The sequence below is a fragment of the Streptomyces sp. SDr-06 genome (genome assembly GCF_003324565.1).
Taxonomy (GTDB): domain Bacteria; phylum Actinomycetota; class Actinomycetes; order Streptomycetales; family Streptomycetaceae; genus Streptomyces.
This window is the reverse complement of the sequence record NZ_QOLA01000002.1, coordinates 16,322-35,695: the sequence shown is the minus strand read 5'-3', so window position 1 is coordinate 35,695 and position 19,374 is coordinate 16,322. Positions and strand designations below refer to the sequence as shown.

Sequence of the window (19,374 nt, the reverse complement as noted above, 5' to 3'; positions counted from 1 at the left end):
CCTTTCGGTGTGCGGTGGTTCAGACGGCTACCTCGGTGCGGGCCGAGTCGACGACCGCCTTGTAGAGGCCGCCCTTGACCTCGGCGTGCACGGCCATGGTCTTGGCGTCGGCGGCCATCTCCGGGCTCTGGAGGACCGGCAGGTAGGCCTGCGGGCCGCTCCACCAGCCGATGTTGACGTAGGCGCCGGTCTCGCGGTTGGAGTGCACCAGCTGGTGGCCGAGGAAGCCCTCGTGGCCCTTGACGAAGGAGAGGTGGCCGAGGAAGGAGCCCTCGAAGGCCTGCTGGTCGGCGCCCTCGCGCAGGGTGAACGTGGTCAGCGCGACGGCCGCGTCCGCGGACGGCACGGCCGACTCGCCGAGGCCGTCGGCCGCGCTCTGGCCGGCCAGGACCGGGCCGTGCACGCTGGTGATGGAGGCGAGGTAGACGAAGCGGCTGCTGACGGCGGTGAAGAACTGCCAGTCGCCGACGACGGTGCGGTGCGCGTCCGCGTCCCGCCACCAGGTGAGGATGACGAAGTTGTCGGGCTCCTTGATGCCGCGCAGCAGCGCGGTGCGCAGCAGGCCGTCCTTGGCGGCGACGGCCTCCTTGTACTTGAGGTAGGCCTTCTCGAACTCGGCGCCCTTCGCCTTGTGCTTCTCCTTGAGGACGAAGTGGGCGACCGCGACGACGGGGCTGTTCTCGCTCATGGGGTGTGACCTTCCGATACGGGGATGGATGGGTTACGCGGCGACCGGCTGGTGCGCATAGGCGTGGACGTACTTGTCGAGGACCCGGCGGTAGTAGTCGGGGCCGAAGCCGAGCCCGTACACCGGCGGCACGAGACGGCAGAGCTTGTCGATGGAGACGGGCTGGGCGCCCGAGGCCTCCACGTAGGACTTCTCGGCACGGGTGCCGAGCAGGTGCTCCATGTGCGTGACCACGTCCTCGATGTGCGGGGCGTGGCCCGAGGCGACGTTGACGACGTCCCGGGTGCGGCCGTCGACGAGCAGCGTGTGCACGATCTTGATGACGTCCTCGACGTCGATCAGGTCGCGCTGCGCGCCGCGGTGGACCTGGATGCTGCCGCTCACCAACTGCCGCACCAGGGCGGGCAGCAGCTGGTGGGCCGGCTGGTGGAACCCGACGACGTGCGACAGGCGCAGGATCAGGTACTCGACGTCCGAGGACTTGACGACCGCTTCGAGGGAGAGCTTGTGGCGGCCGTAGGGGGTCGCCGGGTAGACGGGGCCGTCCTCGCGGCCGGGTGAGGCGTCGGGCACCGAGTACATCCCGGCGGACGCCGTGGAGAAGAAGACCAGCCGTTTGCCGGTCCGCTCGCAGTGCCGCAGCACCTCGTAGAGGCGCTTGGACTCCCGGGTGTACTGCTCGGGCGGGATGTCACCTGCGGCCGATACCCCGGCGGCCAGTGCCACCACGTCGGGGTGGTGTTCGGCGATGCCTGCCAGGTGTCCGGCCAGGAAGCCCCTGCCGACTATCTCCATGGGGTGTGCCAACTCCTTGTGGTGGGCGGCCTGTTCAGGCGGCGGCGGATTCAGCGGCCCAGGCCGGGATCTCCAGGATTTCGAGCACGGCGGTGGTGATGGTGTAGCCCGCTCCGCCGCCGTAGAGCATCACGTGGTCGCCGGGCTCCAGCGCGCCGGTGAGCAGCAGGTTCTCCAGCCCCGCCGCCCAGTCACCGGCGCCGATGTGGCCACTGCGGCGGGCGAACTCCCAGGTGGTCTCCGACTCGTCGACGCCGAGCAGGTGGTGGATCTGGAAGGGGCCCTTGATCCGGCCGGTGGAGGGGATGATGACGTAGGCGATGTCGTCCATCTCCAGGCCCGCGTCGTCGAGGACGGCCTGCTTGGCCTCCTGCATCACCTTGCCGAAGCGGATGTTGGTCATGGTCTCGTCGCTGACGGCCTTCTGGGCGTCGCCGCGTGCGGTCAGGTCGATCTGCCGCTCGGCGGCGCGCGAGACCGGGCCGAACGGCTCGTCGCCGCGGGCCATCGGCTCCAGGGAGTTGTCGGCGACCGTCGCGGTGGCCACCAGGCGGGCGAAGCCGCCCGCGGTGGACAGGATCGTGGCGGTGGCGCCGTCGGCGTAGGCGTTGCCGTGCCGCAGCTGCCAGCGGTTGGCGCCGGGGCCGCCGAAGCGGTCCGCGGTGGTGAGCATGACGGCGCTCCCCCTGCCGTAGCCCGCCGTGAGGTGCGCGGCGGCCAGGTCGAGTCCGCTGATGCCGATGTTGCAGCGCTGCTGCACGTCGAGGCCGGGCACCGTGGCGCCGACGGTCCGCTTGGCGATGTAGGACGCGGCGGGCCAGATGTCCAGGCCCTGGAACCAGGTGCTGCCGTGCAGGAGCAGGGAGTACGCGGACTTGTCCAGGCCGGAGCGCTGGTGGGCGGCGCGGCCGGCGGCGACGGCCATGTCCGGCGGCGCGGTCCAGCCGTCCTCCTCGCTCTCGCGGGCGATGCGCACCGACTCGTATCCGAAGTCGTCGATCCACTCCTGGCCGCACTCCCCGGCCGCGACGGCCTCGGCCACCGGGACCGGCTCGGGCAGCCAGCTGCCGAGCGAGGCGACATAGATCTCGTTCCAACGCATCCAGCTACTCCCCTGTTCGGCGGTTCGGTCGATTCCTTCGGGCATACGGCATGCGCCCAAGGTCGCCACCGGCTCTCGAATCGGACTTGAGTGCGGCACGGGAAGGTCCGGCCGAGGGCCGCTCAAGTCCTATTCGAGTGGTGCCGGTCACGCTCCTGGACATGACCGAAGGGCGGCCCTGGAGGGCCGCCCCCGCCCCCCAATCGGAGACCCGCCGTGCGCATCCTGTTCACCGCCCATGCGGGCAAGTCGCATCTGCGCCTGCTGATCCCCCTGGCCCAGGCCGCCGTCCGGGCCGGGCACACCGTCGCCGTGGCCGACGACGAGTCCATGCGCGAGGAGAGCGTGAGCTACGGGCTCGCGTTCTTCCCGGCCGGGTTCGACTGGGCCAAGGACCCCTTCTGCATCGAGGCGATCGCGCTCCCGCTGTTCCGGGCCGACCAGGAGGCGTACGAGGAGGGTCTCGTGGAATGCGTGCTCGGGCCGCCCGCCCTGGCCGCTGCCCGCGACATCCTGGCCATCGCCGCCGAGTGGAAGCCCGACCTGATCGTCCGCGAGGGCGAGGAGATGGGCGGCCTGCTGGCCGCCGAGGCGCTCGGCATCCCGCACGTCGCGGTGGCCGGCGGCTCGACCCATCTGCTGCCGCCCGCCGTGACGCACGCGCCGCTGAACAAGCTGAGGGCCGAACTCGGCCTGCCCGCCGCCCCCGAGGACAACTCCGCCTACCGCTACGGCCTCATCAGCTGGCTGCCCGCCGAGTGCACCGGGGACGACCTGGACCCGCGCACCCTGCGCCACTACCGCCAGACCGCCCCGTACCGCAGCGACGACAAGGCACTGCCCTGGCTCGCCGACCTGCCCGACGACAAGCCGGTGGTGTACGCGTCGATCGGGACGATGGCGCCGTCCATGCCGTGGAAGTCCGACGAGGTGCTGCACGCCGTGATCGAGGCGGTCTCCGCCCTCGACTGCACGGCCCTCGTCTCGATCGGCGTGGGCCGCGACCCCGAGGAGTTCGGCGCGGTGCCGGCCCATGTGCGGCTGCTCACCGAGTGGGTCCCGCAGGACGTGCTCCTGGAGGCGGCCGACGTGTTCATCACGCACGGCGGCCACAGCAGCATCCGCGAGGGCCTGCGCAGCGGTACGCCGATGCTCGTCACGCCCATGTACGACGACCAGCCCAACTCGGCCGAGCACGTCGCCGAGGTCGGCAGCGGCATCAGCCTGCCCGCCTACTGGGCCACCGCCGAGACGGTCACCGAGGCGCTGGACCGGCTGCTCACCGAGCCGGTGTTCCGGCTCCGCGCGGCGGCCGTACGGCGCTCGGTCCTCGCCTGCCCGCCGGTGGAGCAACTGGTCACCGACCTCGAAGAACTCGTCGCCGCTACCGCCCAGGAGGAGACATGCGCGTCCTGGTGACCGCCCTGGTCCCCAGCCACATCGTGCCGATGGTGCCGCTGACGTGGGCGCTGCGGGCGGCCGGACACCAGGTCCTGGTGGCCGGTGACGCCGAGCTCGTGACGTTCGCGTCCGCCGCGGGCCTCGACACCCGGCCGGTCGGCGGCGGCGAGACCCGTCAGCGCCTCACCCGGCCCGGCGCCGTGGCGATGCCCGACCGCGCGGGCATGGACCGCCGCGCGGACTCGGAGTGGGACGCGGTCGGCGAGCGCTGGCGCACCCGGCTCGGCGGCTACATCGACGAACTGGTGGCGCTCGGCCGGGCCTGGGAGCCCGACCTGGTGATCACCGACCCGGTCGAGTTCGGCGGACTCGTCGTCGCCGCGGCGCTCGGTGTGCCCGGCGTCATCCACCGCTGGGGCCCCGACGACTTCACCAGCCCGCTGCTCCGCCAGGCCAAGGTCCAACTCCACGACCTGTGTGTCGAGTTCGGGGCGGACGGCTTCCCCGACCCGGCGCTCGTCATCGACCCGAGCCCCGCCTCGCTGCTCCCCGAGGGCGACAACACCCCCGGCCTGCTCTCGCGGTACGTCCCGTACTGCGGCACTGCCGAACTGCCCGACTGGGCGGTCCGGCGGCCCGAGCGGCCACGGGCCCTGCTCTGCCTGGGCATGTGGCACGGCCGGGTGCTGGCCGAGACCGGCGAACTGCCGCTGGGCTTCCGCCACGTCCTGGACGCCTGCACCGAGCAGGGGCTGGACGTGCTGTTCCCGATCGACGCCCAGTACCACCCGGCGCTCGCCGGGATCCCGTCCTCGGTCAAGGTCGTCGACCGCTTCCCGATCGGCCCGGTGATGCGCCACACGGCCCTCGCCGTGCACCACGGCGGCAGCGGGACCAGCATGACGTCCTTCGCCTCGGCGGTCCCGCAGCTGGTGCTGCCGGGCGACAAGCCGTTCCTCCAGACCACCGGTCGGCTCGTCCAGGAGTCCGGCTCCGGACTCAGCCTCGCCACCGAGGCCGAGCAGCACGATCCCCGGATCGTCCGGGAGGCCCTCGCCGGTCTTCTCCAGGACGAACGACACCGCAAGGCCGCGCAGGAGGTACGCGCGGAGATCGAATGCCTGCCAGGCCCCACGGAACTGGTCCACACCTTGGAAGGGCTGATCTGACATGCGCTCACTCACTCAGGAAAGGGAACAGGTGCCACCCCCCATGGCAGAACAGCACGGCCCGCCCGCGGTCGTCTTCAAGGGTGTCGTCAAGGAGTACGGCAGTGTCCGTGCCGTCGACGGGATCGATCTGACGATCGGCCGCGGTGAGACGGTCGCCCTCCTCGGCCCGAACGGTGCCGGCAAGTCCACCACCATCAACATGCTCCTCGGGCTCTTCCCGCCGGACCAGGGCACCATCGAGGTCTTCGGCAAGAAGCCCGAACTCGCCATGCGCGCAGGGCACTTGGGAGCCATGCTCCAGGAGGGGAAGATGATTCCCCGGGTGTCGGTGCGCGAGCTGGTCGACTTCGTGCGCCAGACCTACCGCAAGCCGCTGCCGCTCCAGGAGGTTCTGGAGCTCGCCGAGCTCACCAAGATCGCGGGCCGCAACGTGGACCGGCTCTCCGGCGGTCAGGCCCAGCGGGTGCGGTTCGCGCTCGCCCTGGCCGGCGACCCCGACCTGGTCGTGCTCGACGAGCCGACCGCCGCCCTCGACGTGGAGTCGCGGCGCGAGCTGTGGGCCGCGATGCAGCGGTACGCGGACCGCGGCAACACCGTGCTGTTCTCGACGCACTACCTCGAAGAGGCCGACGACAGCGCCGACCGCGTCGTCGTCATCGCGTCGGGCCGGGTGGTCGCCGACGGCACCACCTCGCAGATCAAGTCCATGATCGAGGGCCGTACGGTCAGCTTCGTGCCGCGTGGCGCGCACAGCGGCTTCGACCTGCTGCCGGGCGTGAGCTCGGTGGAGTTCCGCGGTGGCCGGATCCACCTGCGCACCAGCGACTCCGACTCGACGGTGCACGCCCTGTCGCGCGCCGACGCCTTCACCGACCTGGAGGTCTCGGGCGTGGGCCTGGAGGAGGCCTTCATCGCGCTCACCCACCAGTCCCGCCACGCGCCCGCTCCGGAAGGACGGACCAGCTGATGCTCGGTTACATCCGCCTCGAAATCCTGCGTCTCGTCCGCAACGGCGGCTACCTCATGATGAGCCTCATCATGCCGGTCGGCCTGTACGTCACCCTCGCGGGCGGCGGCCCCGACCAGGAGTCGCTGGTACGGGCCATGGTCGGCGCGGCGGCGTTCGGCGCGCTGGGTGTGGTCATCACCAACGGCACCGGTATCGCCGAGGACCGGGCGCTGGGCTGGCTGCGCCAGCTCCGCCTCACCCCGCTCTCGCCGGTGCAGGTCGTCATCGCCCGCGGCGCCGTCGCCACCTGCCTGGGCATCCTGCCGATCGTGGTCATCGGCCTCATCGGCAAGTTCTACCGGGGCGTCGATCTCTCGCCCGGCACCTGGCTGGAGATCTTCCTGCTGCTCTGGGTCGGCATCGCCCCGCTCGCGATGCTCGGCATCGGCATCGGCTACCTCTTCAAGGCGCAGATCGCGCAGATCGCCGGCACGGTCTCGTACCTGACGCTGACGCTGCTCGGCGGTCTGATGATGCCGACCGACAGCCTGCCGCAGTGGCTCCAGCCACTGTCGAAGGAGACCCCGGTCTACCGCTACGCCCAGCTGTCGTGGGACGCGGCGGCCAACTCCGCACCGAGCGGCACCGGCCTCGGTGTGCTCGCCCTGTGGACGGCGCTGCTCGCGGCCTTCGCCGCCTTCGCCTACCGCAGGGGCGGCCGGCGCGCCTGATCCGTACCGCTCACGCAGTGCCCGCGGGGACACCCCGCGGGCACTTTCGTGTTCGTACCGGACGCGAGTCGCATTCGAGCGGGTGCCCCCACCCTTGCCCTGCCACTGACCGTACGCGATGGAGTGAGGCAACTGAATGCGCGTGTTGTTCGTGGGGCACGGCCCGGCCCATGTCCCCTGGATCATCCCGCTCGCCTGGGCCTGCCGCCTTGCCGGCCACGAGGTGCGGGTGGCGGTGCGGCCGCAGTGCGTGGCCCCGGTCACCCGGGCCGGTCTGGTGGCCGTGCCCATCGGAGACGAAGCCGTGGCGGGCGCCGCCGCGGCGCGCCAACTCGGCCTGGGTCCCGGCAGGTTGAAGGCGGCCGCCGAGTCGGTCGCGGTCCTGGACGCCGATCTGAGCGAGGCCCTCGTCGAGAAGATGATCGCCGTCGCCGACACCCTCACCGACGACCTCGTCGACTTCGCCCGCTTCTGGCGCCCGGACATCGTGGTGCACGACACCGCGGCCGCCGCGGGCCTGGTGGCCGCGGCCGCGATCAAGGTTCCGGCGGTGGGCCACACCTGGGGCGTCTCGCTCGGTGTGCACTGCGAGAGCGAGGCGGAACTCCGCCCCTCCTACGCCAAGCTCTTCGAGCGCTTCGGCGCCGACCCGGTGATCGGCCCCTCGGTGTGGATCGACCCGTGCCCGCCGGGCCTGCGCCCGCCGCACGGGGTGCGCCGGGCCAACATGCGCTACGTCCCGTTCGCCGGCCCGGCCGCGCTGCCCGGGTGGCTGCGCGCCGAGCGCCCCTCGGGCCGCCCGCTGGTGTGTGTCACCGGCGGGGTGACCACCACCGCCCTGGACGAGGTCCGCGACCACGTGGTGCGCTCCCTCCTCGACCTGGACACCGACGTGGTCCTCGCGGTCACCCCCGAGCAGGCCGCGGGCACGGGCCGACTCCCGGACGGCGTACGGATGGTGGAGTCCTTCCCGCTCGACGTGTTGCTCGCGCACTGCGATGCCCTGGTGCACCACGGCGGCGTCGGCAGCGGGCTCATCGCCGTCACCCACGGCCTGCCCCAGCTGCTGCTGCCGCGCAACGCCTTCCAGGAGCACTGGTCCCATCTGGTCCGCGCGTCCGGCGCGGGCACCGCCCTGCCCGCCGACGCCGAACAGGGCGCGGTCGGCTCGGCCGTCCAGGACCTCCTGACGCGGCCCTCCTACCGGGAGCGGGCCGGTGCGCTGCGCGCCGAGATCGACACGATGCCCACCCCCGACCAGCTCGTGGGCTTCCTGGAGGAGTGCGTGAGAGCCGGTCACACGGACGTTCCCACACCTGAGGAGACAGGAAGACGATGACCGTACTCCTTGAGCCCACGACGGGCACGAACCGCTTCGTGCGGGGCGAGACGATGCACGGCCTGTTCCAGGACGCGGCCCGCCGCTTCCCCGAGGCGATCGCCCTGTCCCACCACGGGGCCCGGGTCTCCTACCGCGAACTGGACGCCGCCTCCGACGGGTACGCGGCGCTGCTCCAGGCCCGCGGCGTGCGCCGCGGCCACCTGGTGCCGGTGCTCATGGAGCGCGGCACCCCGCTCATCGCGGTCCTGCTCGCGCTGTTCAAGTGCGGGGCCGCCTACTCGGTCCTGGACACCCGGTGGCCCGTCGACCGGCTCGAAGGAGTGATGGGCCAGCTGGGCGCGCCCCTCCTGGTGAGCACCGTGGACGGCGACTGGCCGGTACCGGTGTGGACGCCCCCGGCCGAGGACCTGACGGTCACCGCGGCGCGCGGGCTCGCCCCCGCGCCGGTCGCGGTGAGCGGTACCGACGCCTGCTCGGTGTTCTTCACCTCGGGCTCCACCGGCACCCCCAAGGGCGTGGTGTCCAGCCACGAGAACGCGGTGCGCCTGTTCGACGGCGCCTTCTACGCCGACCTCGGCCCCGGCACCGTGATGCCGCAGACCGCTCCTCCGACGTGGGACGGCTTCACCCTGGACTGCTGGAGCATGCTCCTGACGGGCGGGCGGACCGTGCTGCTCGACGAGACGGTCCTGGTGCCGCGCACCCTGCGCGCGCTGATCGCCGAGGAGGGCGTGAACGCCGCGTTCATGACGACGCAGCTGTTCAACATGCTGGTCACCACCGACGTGGGCGCCTTCGCCGGGATGAAGTGGCTCTCCATAGGCGGCGAGCGGGCCGCCACCACCCGGGTGCGCGCCTTCCTCGCCGAGCACCCCGGCATCCGGCTCCTCAACGTGTACGGGCCCGTCGAGTGCGGGGCGGTGGTCACCGCCCACGAGGTGCGGCCCGAGGACTGCGACGACCCGGCGGGCATCCCGCTCGGCCGCGTCCTCGCCCACACCGACGTGTACGTCCTGGACGGCACCCGCGTGTGCGCGCCGGGCGAGACCGGCGAGCTGTGCCTGGGCGGCCCCGGACTCGCCCGCGGCTATCTCGGCGACCCCGAGCTGACCCGGGCCGCCTTCGTCGAGGCCGAGATCGACGGCACGGTCCACCGCCTGTACCGGACGGGCGACTTGGGCAACCGCTCCGCCGAGGGCGTGTTCCACTACACCGGCCGCGGCGACCGGCAGATCAAGATCCGGGGGCACCGGATCGAACCCGCCGAGGTGGAGCGGACCGTCGAGCGGGTGGCCACCGTGACCGGCGCCGCCGTCGTGCCGGTGCCCAAGCCCGACGGCTCCTACCAGGGCCTCGCGCTGTTCTACACGCGCGGCGAGGGCGGCACGGGGCCCGAGGAGCTGCGCGAGCGGCTCGCGGAGCTGCTGCCGGAGTACCTGGTGCCGCGCCGCGTCCACCTCCTGGACCGCTTCCCCCAGTTGGCGAACGGCAAGGTCGACCGGCGCGAGCTGGCCGCACGGGTCCGGCCGGAGCACGACCGGGCCGAGACGCCCGCCGAGTCGTTCGAGGGCACGGCGGCCGTGGTCGCCGAGGGCTTCCGGGCCGCGCTGCACACCGACCGCGTGCCGGGCGACATCTCGTTCTTCGAGCTCGGCGGCAGCTCGCTGGAGGCGGCCCAGCTGTGCCAGCACCTCGACGCGGCGCTCGGCGCGGCCGTCCAGCCCGCGCAGATCTTCCGCACCCCGACCGTGCGCCGGCTCGCCGACTGGCTGGACGCCACCGCGCAGTCGGCCGGAGCCGCCGAGGCGCCGGTGCCGGGCCTGGAGCCGGGCGAGATCCCGCTGCCGCCCGAGCAGTCCGGCTTCCTGTTCGCCGCCGCCCACGACAAGGACGGCCTCGGCGGGCTGTGCCGGATGACCTGGTGGATCGAGGGGACCCTCGACATCGACGCCCTCCAGGCGGCCGTCGGCGACGTCCATCTGCGCCACCAGGCCCTGCACGCGCGGTATTTGATCCGGAACAACGAGATCGGGTACGCGGTGGTGCCGGACCGGCCGGCCGGCGCCGAGCTGATCCGGCTGCCGGACGCGGCCGACGAACAGGCGGCCGCCGCGGCCTGGCTGTCGGCGGCGCTCACCCCGCTCGCCGTCCGCGACGCACAGGTGTGGCGGTGCGCGGTCGTGCGCGCCGGGGACACCGCGCGCACACTGTTCGGCCTGGTCGCCCACCACGTGGCCTTCGACGGGGCCTCCGAGACCGTGCTGGCCGCGGACCTGTCCTTCGCCTACGCCGCCCGCCTCGCCGGGCGCGCACCCGAGTTCGCCGCACCGGCCGCGACCCTCGCCGAGGTGTCCGCCGATCACCGCAGGGTGATCTCCCGGGTGGACCTGGCGGCGCAGGCGGAGTACTGGGAGGACCATCTGGAGCTCCAGGAGCCCCTGGAACTGCCGGGCCGCACGGACAACGACCTCAACGCCGGGCCCGGCTACTCCCCCGCGCTCACCGTGACCCACGCCGAGCTCGCCCGCTGGGACGAGCGGGCGCGCCGCCTCGGCACCACCCGCTTCGCGCTGCTCGCGGCCCAATTCGGCCTGGTCCTGCGCGACTTGACCGGCCAGGCCGACATCTCGGTCAAGGTGCCGGTGGCCCGCCGCGGCAGCGAGGTGCTCGCCTCCGCGGTCAGCTGCCGGGTCGACCTGCTGTTCCTGCGCTTCTGGCCGCCGCACAAGGACGACGGCTCCGGGCTCCTGGAGCAGGCGGTGACCCACGTCGACGAGGCGCTGGCCGCCCAGGAGACCGGCGGCGCCCAGCTGGCCCGCACCGTGGTGCTGACCGGCGGCGGCGAGTCACTGCGCCCGATGCCGAGCTTCCTGATGCAGGACGACCCGGACCCGAGGCTCGAACTGCCCGGCTGCACCACCCGATTGTCCCGCATCGGCGCGCCCACCATGTTCACCGAACTGGAGCTGGACGTGCGCACCACCGCCGACGGCGCCCTGATCACCGCCTCGGTCCGCACCGACCGGATCCCGGCCGAGGTCGCGGACCGGGTGGTGACCGCGTACGCCGAAGGCCTGCGCCGCGGCCCCGGCCCCCGGGCCGAGGCCCCCGCCTCCCCCATCACATCCGAGGACACCTCATGCGTGTACTGATCCTGAGCAGCCCCGAGTCCACCCACTTCACCTGCATGGTGCCGCTGGCCTGGGCGCTGCGCGGCGCCGGGCACGAGGTCCTGGTCGCCGGGCAGCCCGACATCATCCCGATGGCCCGTTCGGCCGGCCTGAACACGGTCACCGTGGGGCGGCAGTTCTTCGGCAAGGACCTGCTCAGCCCGCCGCTGCCGCCGGGCAAGCGACCCATCGAGGTCGTCGGCCCGCTCACCCCCAAGATGACCATGATCGGCTCCCGGGTGTGGGTCCTGCACACCCGCTACATGGCACCCAAGTACCTGGAGGTCGCCGAGCGGTTCAAGCCCGACCTCGTCATCTCGGAGATCTTCGACTGGGTCGCCTGCCTCATCGGCGGCGTGCACAAGATCCCGGTGGTCTCGCACCGCTGGGGCGTCGACCCGATGAGCCATCTGATGCGGGCCACCGCCGAGGACCTGCTCCAGGGGACCTGTGAGCGCCTCGGCATCGAGGGCGGCCTGCCCAAGATCGACCTGCTGCTCGACCCGGCGCCGCCGCAGCTCCTCGTGGCGGGCGCACCGGCCGGCGCGCCGATCCGGCACATTCCCTTCAACGGCACCGGCGACGTGCCGAGTTGGCTGCGCCGACGGGGCGACAAGCCCCGGGTCTGCGTGACCATGGGCCGCCAGACCATCTCGCTGGGCGGGCTCCCGATGTTCCGCGGCATCGTCCAGGCCTTCGGCGACCTGCCGGAGACCGAGGCCGTGATGACCGTGCAGGAGGAGTTCGTCGACGAGCTCGGCACCATCCCGTCCAACGTGACCATCATCGCGCCGACGCCGCTCAACGGCTTCCTCGACACCACGGACGCGGTGGTCACCCACGGCGGCGCCAACACCCTGCTCGCCGTGGCCAGTTTCGGCGTACCGCAGCTGATCATGCCGCAGCTGGTCGACCAGTTCGAGGGCGGCGACCTGCTCGCCGCCGCCGACGCGGGCCTGACCCTGCGCACGGCCGAGGCGCAGAACGACCCGGCCCAGGTGGCCGAGGCCGTGCGCACCCTGCTCGCCGAGGAGCGGATCACCAAGGGCGCCACCGTCCTCGCCGAGACCATGGCCGCCATGCCCAGCCCCGCCGCCGTCGTCCGTGACCTGGAGAACCTCCGATGCGCGTACTGATCATCAGCACCCCCGTCGACACGCACTTCCTGCCCATGCTGCCGCTGATCCGGGCGCTCACCGGCGCGGGGCACGAGGTGCTCGTCACCGGGCAGCCCGACGTCACCGGGCCCGCCGCGGCCGCGGGCCTGGAGACCGTCACGTTCGGCGAGACCTTCCACTACCAGGACCTGCGCCGGGGCCGGCGGCCCGAGGGCCTGCGCCCCCTCGAAGTGGTGGGACGTCCACCGGCCCAGCAGATCGACGGCGCCGCCCAGATGTGGCGCAACCACGCCCCCTACTTCCTGTACGACTACCTGGAACTGGCCCGCGAGTGGCGGGCCGACCTGGTGATCGGCGACCACATGGAGTTCGCCGGTCCCATCGTCGCGAAGGTGCTCGGCGTCCCGAGCGTCTGGCACCGCTGGGGCGTGGCCCCCACCAGCGAGTTCATGCTCAAGCAGACCCGGATGTGGCTCGGCCCGCTGTGCGGGCGGCTCGGCCTGGAGTCCGTGCCGGAGCCGGATCTGATCCTCGACCCGGCTCCGCCCGCGCTCGCCGCCACCGACGCGCCGCCCGCCCGCCCGATCCGCCCCGAGCCGCAATCCGGCGACGGCACGCCCTGGACGTACACGTCCGCCCCCGGACGCCGGGTCGCCGTGGCGCTCGGCGGCTACACCCTGGACCTGGACGGCGCCCCGCTGCTCCGCCGGGTCCTGGACGCGCTGGCCGCCACCGGTGGCGTGGAGGCGGTCGTCTCCGCCGCCCCGGGGCACCGCTCCGCGATCGGGACGCTGCCCGAGGGCATGACGTACACCGAGGAGACCGCGCCCGGGGCGTTGTTCCCCGGCGCCGACCTTGTGGTCCACCACGGCGGGCCCGGCTCCACGCTCGCCGCCGCCGCGCTCGGCATCCCGCAGCTGGTCCTTCCGCAGCTCGACGAGACGTTCGTCGCGGGCGACCGGGTCGCCGCCGCGGGCGCCGGAATCAGCCTGGACAGTGCCGAAGCGCAGAACAGCGACACCGAACTCGCCCTTTCCCTGCGCGCGTTGCTCACCGATCCCGCCTACCCATCGGCCGCCGGACGGCTGCGTGCCGAGATCCAGGACATGCCGGCCCCGGCCGACACCGTCACCCTGCTCGAAGAACTGACGACACGTCAGGAGGTACTGGCGTGAGCACGGACGTGACCGCCGAAACCACCGGTGGCGAGACCACCAACGGCACCGAGGGCACAGCCGGCGCCGTCAAGGAGAAGAAGCCCAACCCGTACGGCATGAGCGACATCAAGGTCCTGGTGTTCATGGTCTGCGCGATGGCGATCATGACGCTGGCCCTGCTGGACGGCTCGATCATCTCCTCGGCCGTCCTGCCCATCGTGCGCGACCTCGATCCGGCCCACGGCATCGACCGCTTCCCCTGGCTGATCACCGCGTACCTCCTGGCCGCCACAGCCGCACAGCCGCTGTACGGCAGGCTCAGCGACAGTTACGGGCCGCGCCGCGTCTACCTCGCGGCGCTCGCCACGTTCCTCGCCGGTTCCGCGCTGTGCGCGACCGCCCACTCGCTCACCCAGCTGATCGTCTTCCGGGCGGTCCAGGGGCTCGGCGGCGGCGGCCTCATGAGCATGACGCTGATCGTGATCGCCACCCTGTACCCGCCCAAGTCCCGGGCCGGGCGCTCGAACACGGGCGGCATGCTCATCGCGGCCGGCATCATCGCCGGACCCATGATCGGCGGGCCGCTCAGCGAGAACCTGTCCTGGCGCTGGATCTTCCTGTTCAACGTGCCGGTGGCCGGGCTCGCCCTGGTGGGCGTGGCCTGGGCCCTGCGGCTCCCGGGGAAGGGCACCCGGCAGAAGGTCGACATCCTCGGCTCGGCCCTGATCGCGGCCGCCACCTGCGCGCTGCTGCTCGGCGTGAAGGCGTACGGGGAGCACAAGTCGTTCTCGGGCCCGGTGCTGCCCTACTTCTACGGCGGCGTGCTGATGGCCGGTGCCTTCGTGACCCGGCAGCTGAAGGCGGCCGACCCGCTGATGCCGCTCATCCTGTTCAAGGACAAGGTGTTCCGGCCCGCCGCGATCCTCCAGTTCGTGGGCGGCTTCGCGCTGCTCTCGCTGCCGGTGTTCTTCATCAACTACCTGAACATCGTGCGGGGGGTGTCCCTCGACGCCGTCGGCCTCCACCTGATCCCGCTCGCCGTCGGTGTGGTGCTGGTGTTCCTCGGCTGGGGAAAGATCATCACCCGTACCGGGAAGTGCAAAGCGGTCCTGGTGACCACGACGGCGACGGCGGCCGCCGCGGTCGCCGGGCTCGGGTTCACCGTGACCGGCGCGCCCGTCTGGGAACTCGACGTGCTGCTCCTGCTGCTCGGCGTGGGCCTGGGCGGCGTCACCTCGATCGCGCTGTTCATGACCCAATCGGCCGCGTCGGCGGACCAGTTGGGCGTGGTCACCACCACCTCGCGGTTCGCCACGATGCTGGGCACCACGATCGGCGGCACCGTGCTCGGCGCGGTCCTGAGCCAGAGCTTCGCCTCCGCCGCGGGCGCCTCGGGCATCAAGGACCCGGACACCGCAGCAGCTCAGCTCGCCGGGCTCGACGCGGCCCGCCGCCGCCTGGTGACGGACGCCTTCGCGCACGCCACGTCCACGCTGCTCCTGGTGGCCGCCGGGCTCCTGCTGCTCGCGCTGGTGACCGCGCTGGTCATGAAGGACGTCGATGTGAACGCCCTGGCCGAGAAGGCCGAGGGCCCGGCCGCGGACCGGTCCGCCGACACCGCCACCCAAGAACCCGCCGAAGAGGCCGCCCGACAGTCCGAGGAGGACGACGAAGATGCGCGTACTGATGCTGAGCACCCCCTTCCCCACCCACTTCACCCCCATGGTGCCGCTGGCCTGGGCGCTGATGGGAGCGGGACACGAGGTGATCGTCGCCGCGCAGCCTGACGTCACCGACGCGGCCCGCGCCGCCGGGATCTCGGCCGTCGACATCGGCGACCGCTTCCACGGCCTCGACGTCCTCCAGCGTCACCTCCCCGACGGCGTACGGCCGTTGGAGCTGATGGGCCCCACGCCGCCGGAGAAGATGGCGGGCACGACCAAACTGTGGGAGACCCACGCCCGCTATCTGGTGAGCTCCTATCTGGAGTTCGCCCGCGAGTGGAAGCCCGACCTGATCGTCTCGGAGCAGATGGAGCTGGCGGGCCAGCTCGTCGCGGGCGCGCTCGGCATCCCGAGCGTGCAGCACCGCTGGGGCGTCGACCCGCTGAGCGGCCCCTCGCGCGCCTCGGCCCGCAACTTCCTGTACGGGACCGCCGAGCGGCTCGGCCTCGACGGCCTGCCCGACCCCACCCTGCTGCTCGACCCGTGCCCGCCCGCGCTGCGCCACCCGAGCGCCGCGCCGGGCGCGCCGATCGGCTACGTGCCGTTCAACGGGACCGGCACCGTGCCCGACTGGCTCCACCAGCCGGCCGCCGACGGCGTCCGCCGGGTCGTGGTGTGCCTGGGCCGTCAGACGCTGGTGCTCAACGGCACCGGCCTGTACCGCTCGATCATCGCCGCCTTCGAGGGCCTGACGGACGTCGAGGCGGTGGTGACGGCGGACGCCGCCTTCCACGCCGGATTCGGCCAACTCCCCTCCAACGTGAGGGTGGTGGAGCCGGTCCCGCTGAACCTCTTCCTGCGGGACTGTGATGCCGTCATCCACCACGGCGGCGCGAACACGACCCTCACGTCGTGCGCGTTCGGCCTGCCGCAGGTGGTGCTGCCCCAGATCGTCGACCAGTTCGCCTCTGCGGAGTTGCTGGCCGCGGCCGGCGCGGCCCGGGTCCTGGGCGAGGCGGCTCCGCAGAACGACCCCGCCCAGGTGCGCGAGGCGATCCGGGACGTGCTGGACGACTCGCGCCACCTCAAGAGTGCTCAGGAGCTGCGCGCCGACATGGACGCCATGCCGAGTCCGGCTCGCGTGGTGGAGGACCTGGAGCGGCTGGCCTCCGCCTGAGCCGCACCCCCCTCGCACGGGGCCCCCACCCATCCGGGCGGGGGCCCCTCCCGCATCCCCGGCCCCCACCGCCCCACACGAGCGCGCCCAATTCCCCGGTCATGTGCGGGACCGCGCCCGCTCCTCGCGCAGTTCCCCGCGCCCCCTATCCCCCTCGCCCCTGCGGACCTTGGCCGCTTCTCGCGCAGTTCCTCGCGCCCCCAACCCCTCCGTCACGTGCGGACCGTGCCCACTCCCCGCGCAGTTCCCCGCGCCCCCCCAACCCCCCGGTCACGTGCGGACCGTGGCCGCTTCTCGCGCAGTTCCCCGCGCCCCTAACGGCACCGTGCTGGCCAGCAGAGGCAACCTCAGCCCGTCCGGCGTTTGAGGACGAGCGCCGTTCAGGCGCGAACGGGGGCGCGGGGGCAGAGCCCCCGCAGGGGGTGCAGGGGGCGGAGCCCCCGCCGGGGTCCGAGGGGCGGAGCCCCTCAGGGGGTCTGGGGCGCAGCCCCAGAACCATCCCCCCGGGACACGCGGAAGGGGCCCGCTCGACCGGGGTGGTCGGGCGGGCCCCCTCGGGGCGCAAGGATCAGCCGCGCCGCTTCTTGAGCGCGTCACCGCCGAACTTGACGACGAGGCAGACGACGACGGTGACGGCGAGACCGATGATGAGGTGGCTCATGGTGTCCTCCAAAGGACGTTGAGGGGTGGGGGGTTGGATGGTGCGGCGGAAACTCTGGGGAGGGTCAGGCGTGACCGGCGGTGGCGGCAAGCACCGCCCACAGCGCGGCCGGAGTCGCGAAGGTCGCGCCCGTGAGCTTGTCCTCGGGGATCTCCACGTCGTACTGGTCCTCAAGACGGACCAGAAGCTCAATCGTGGCCATCGAGTCGAGGCCGACGGCCTTGAGGTCGAGCGCGGGGTCCAGCGGGCCGGTGACCCGCGGCAGGACCGAGGTCAGCAGCTGTTCGAAGCCGGCGTCCCACGAGACGTCAGTGGTGGTCATGGCTCAATCTCCTTAACGGGTTACTGGCTCGGGGAGTCGGTCACTTCTGCGCGCGGCGCAGGCGCTGCTTGTCGGTCTTGCCGTTCGGGGTGAGCGGGAGCTCGTCGAGCAGGTGGCAGACGGCCGGGACCTTGGCGGCCTCCAGGCGCTCCGTCAGCTGGGCGAGCACCTCGTCGGCCGTCAGCTCGGTGACGGCGTACAGCGTGAGGTCGTGGCCCTCGGCCGGGGCCAGGGCAGCGGCGGCCGAGACGCCCTCGATGTCCAGGGCGGCCGTCTCGATCTCCAGGGTGCCCATGCGGACCCCCTTGCGCTTGAACAGGTCGTCGCGGCGGCCCTCGAAGTAGAGGTGGCCCTCCGCGTCCAGGTGGCCGTAGTCGCCGGTGTGCAGGGTGACCTCGCCGGTCACCGGGTCGGGCCGGAACCGCAGGGCGGTCTGCTCCGGGGCCCGCCAGTAGCCGGTCATGATGTGCGGGCCGCGCACACAGATCTCGCCGACCGTGCCGGCGGGCAGGAGCCGCCCGTCGTCGTCCAGGATCAGCACCTCGGTGCCGTCCAGGGCCCGGCCGACCGAGCCGGGGCGCGCGATGTCGCCGTCCGGTTCGAGCACGGTGATGCGCTTGCACTCGGTGGTGCCGAACATCGGGGAGACCTGGGCGCGGGGGAAGGCCGCGCGCAGCTGGGCGATGACGGGGCCGGTCAGGGCCGCGCCGGTGTTGGTGAACAGCCGTACCGGGGGCGCCTCGCGGCGGTCCCGCTTGGACAGCGTGAGGAGCATCTCGCCGAGCGAGGGCACCAGCGGCACGACGGTGACGCCGTGCTCGTGGAGCGTGGAGAGCAGGCGTACGTGCCGGTCCGGCGAGGTGAGCACCACCTGGGCGCCCGCGATGACGGACAGCAGGATCTGGTAGAGCCCGTAGTCGAAGGAGACCGGCACCGCCACCAGGACGACATCGTCCTCGCGGTAGTTCAGCCGGGCCTGGATGGCGCGGGCGGCGAAGACGATCGGGGCATGGGTGCTGACCACGGCCTTGGGCGCCGAGGTGGAGCCCGAGGTGTAGATCAGCAGGCCGAGGTCGCCGGGGGCCACGGGCGCCTCGTCGGCGGCGGCGGGCGCGGCGTCGTACAGCGCCTCGGCGCCGCGCCGCACCTCGTCCAGCTCGAAGACCGGCCGGTCGGTCAACTCCCGCAGGACCGCCGCGTCTTCGGCGTCCTGCGCGATCACCAGGACCGGCTCGCAGTCCGGTACGACGGTGTTCAGGTGGAAGCGCTTCATCGCCGGGTTGACCGGGACGAAGGCGATGCCGCGGCGCAGCGCGCCGAACATCAGGGCGGTGAACTCGCGGGTGTTGCCGACGCGTACCAGAACCCGGTCCGCGTGCCCCACACCCTGGGCGGTGAGCCAGTCGGCGTACGCCCGTGACCAGGCGTCCAGTTCCGCATAGGTCCACGCGCCCGAGGCGTCGCGCACCGCGGGGGCGTCGGGCCGGGCGGCCACGGCCGCCGCGAGCAGCCCGTGGACGGTTTCGGTGCCGGTGTCCGCGGCAACCAGCGTCTGAGTCGTCATCCAGCAACCTCGTGGTCATCGGAACGGGTGGTGGTCACCTGAGCGTGGGGGGGTTGTCTTGACCCCGGGTCGAGTAGTGGTGGATGAGGCATCCTGCGGGGCGGAACCCCCATTTGCGTCCTACCGGTCGTGCGGTTTCGGCTGCGGGCCGGCCGCGCAGTCCCCCGCGCCCTCGAGGGGTCGGGGGTGCCGCGGTCGGGACTTCGAGCCTTCCTCGGGTTTCGCTCGACCCAGCACAACCCGCTCCGCTGGGGCGGCACTTGAGCGCTGCTGGAGCGGCCGGGGCCTGCCCGGGACTCAAGTCCGCTGCGAGGAGGCCGCCCCATGGTGTCGCCGGGCAGCAAGCCCCCATGGTGACGAC

The 19,374-nt window shown here is 72.6% G+C and carries 15 protein-coding genes; 10 read left to right on the top strand and 5 right to left on the bottom strand.

Features of this window, described 5'->3' with window-relative positions; translation table 11 throughout:
* Positions 1-19: 19 nt before the first annotated feature.
* Genes DT019_RS04540 through DT019_RS04530 form a run of 3 tightly spaced genes read right to left on the bottom strand, consistent with a single transcriptional unit; the run spans position 20 to position 2,585 of the window.
* A complete protein-coding gene (locus DT019_RS04540; RefSeq protein WP_114035336.1) occupies positions 20-688 on the bottom strand; it encodes an antibiotic biosynthesis monooxygenase family protein in 669 nt (222 codons plus the stop codon).
* A gap of 33 nt (positions 689-721) precedes the next feature.
* Positions 722-1,483 (bottom strand): NAD-dependent epimerase/dehydratase family protein, encoded by a 762-nt coding sequence (locus tag DT019_RS04535; RefSeq protein WP_114035335.1) that lies wholly within the window; start codon positions 1,481-1,483, stop codon positions 722-724.
* A gap of 34 nt (positions 1,484-1,517) precedes the next feature.
* Complete coding sequence (locus tag DT019_RS04530) at positions 1,518-2,585, bottom strand: ketoacyl-ACP synthase III family protein (protein ID WP_114035334.1); 1,068 nt, start codon at positions 2,583-2,585, stop codon at positions 1,518-1,520.
* Between the two features lie 216 nt (positions 2,586-2,801).
* Between DT019_RS04530 and DT019_RS04525 the strand changes: the two genes are divergently transcribed.
* From DT019_RS04525 to DT019_RS04480, 10 genes are all read left to right on the top strand, one after another.
* Positions 2,802-4,004: a glycosyltransferase gene (locus tag DT019_RS04525; RefSeq protein WP_114035333.1), complete on the top strand. Its 1,203-nt coding sequence runs from the start codon at positions 2,802-2,804 to the stop codon at positions 4,002-4,004.
* Positions 3,989-5,155, top strand: a complete 1,167-nt coding sequence (locus tag DT019_RS04520; RefSeq protein WP_114035332.1) for a nucleotide disphospho-sugar-binding domain-containing protein — start codon at positions 3,989-3,991, stop codon at positions 5,153-5,155. The genes DT019_RS04525 and DT019_RS04520 overlap by 16 nt, the downstream gene beginning before the upstream one ends.
* A 43-nt stretch (positions 5,156-5,198) precedes the next feature.
* A complete protein-coding gene (locus DT019_RS04515; RefSeq protein WP_114035331.1) occupies positions 5,199-6,125 on the top strand; it encodes an ABC transporter ATP-binding protein in 927 nt (308 codons plus the stop codon).
* Positions 6,125-6,838: an ABC transporter permease gene (locus tag DT019_RS04510; RefSeq protein ID WP_114035330.1), complete on the top strand. Its 714-nt coding sequence runs from the start codon at positions 6,125-6,127 to the stop codon at positions 6,836-6,838. The genes DT019_RS04515 and DT019_RS04510 overlap by 1 nt, the downstream gene beginning before the upstream one ends.
* Before the next feature lie 136 nt (positions 6,839-6,974).
* Entirely contained in the window at positions 6,975-8,177 is a 1,203-nt protein-coding gene (locus DT019_RS04505; protein ID WP_114035329.1) for a nucleotide disphospho-sugar-binding domain-containing protein, read from the top strand.
* Positions 8,174-11,332 carry a non-ribosomal peptide synthetase gene (locus DT019_RS04500; RefSeq protein ID WP_114035328.1) on the top strand — a complete coding sequence of 1,053 codons (3,159 nt, stop codon included), beginning with the start codon at positions 8,174-8,176 and terminating at the stop codon, positions 11,330-11,332. Before DT019_RS04505 ends, DT019_RS04500 begins: the two co-directional genes overlap by 4 nt.
* Entirely contained in the window at positions 11,320-12,486 is a 1,167-nt protein-coding gene (locus DT019_RS04495) for a nucleotide disphospho-sugar-binding domain-containing protein (protein ID WP_114035327.1), read from the top strand. The genes DT019_RS04500 and DT019_RS04495 overlap by 13 nt, the downstream gene beginning before the upstream one ends.
* On the top strand, positions 12,474-13,643 hold the full coding sequence (locus DT019_RS04490; protein ID WP_114035326.1) for a nucleotide disphospho-sugar-binding domain-containing protein: 1,170 nt from the start codon (positions 12,474-12,476) through the stop codon (positions 13,641-13,643). Before DT019_RS04495 ends, DT019_RS04490 begins: the two co-directional genes overlap by 13 nt.
* Complete coding sequence (locus DT019_RS04485; protein ID WP_114035325.1) at positions 13,640-15,412, top strand: MFS transporter; 1,773 nt, start codon at positions 13,640-13,642, stop codon at positions 15,410-15,412. The genes DT019_RS04490 and DT019_RS04485 overlap by 4 nt, the downstream gene beginning before the upstream one ends.
* The gene (locus DT019_RS04480; protein WP_114035324.1) at positions 15,300-16,466 is read left to right on the top strand and encodes a nucleotide disphospho-sugar-binding domain-containing protein; all 1,167 of its coding nucleotides are present in this window, start codon (positions 15,300-15,302) and stop codon (positions 16,464-16,466) included. Before DT019_RS04485 ends, DT019_RS04480 begins: the two co-directional genes overlap by 113 nt.
* Before the next feature lie 725 nt (positions 16,467-17,191).
* Here the strand turns inward: DT019_RS04480 and DT019_RS04475 are convergent.
* Together DT019_RS04475 and DT019_RS04470 are read right to left on the bottom strand one after the other, a co-directional pair.
* Positions 17,192-17,449, bottom strand: coding sequence for a phosphopantetheine-binding protein (locus tag DT019_RS04475; protein WP_114035323.1), 258 nt, complete (start codon positions 17,447-17,449; stop codon positions 17,192-17,194).
* Between the two features lie 40 nt (positions 17,450-17,489).
* On the bottom strand, positions 17,490-19,013 hold the full coding sequence (locus DT019_RS04470; RefSeq protein WP_114035322.1) for a class I adenylate-forming enzyme family protein: 1,524 nt from the start codon (positions 19,011-19,013) through the stop codon (positions 17,490-17,492).
* Between the last annotated feature and the right edge of the window lie 361 nt (positions 19,014-19,374).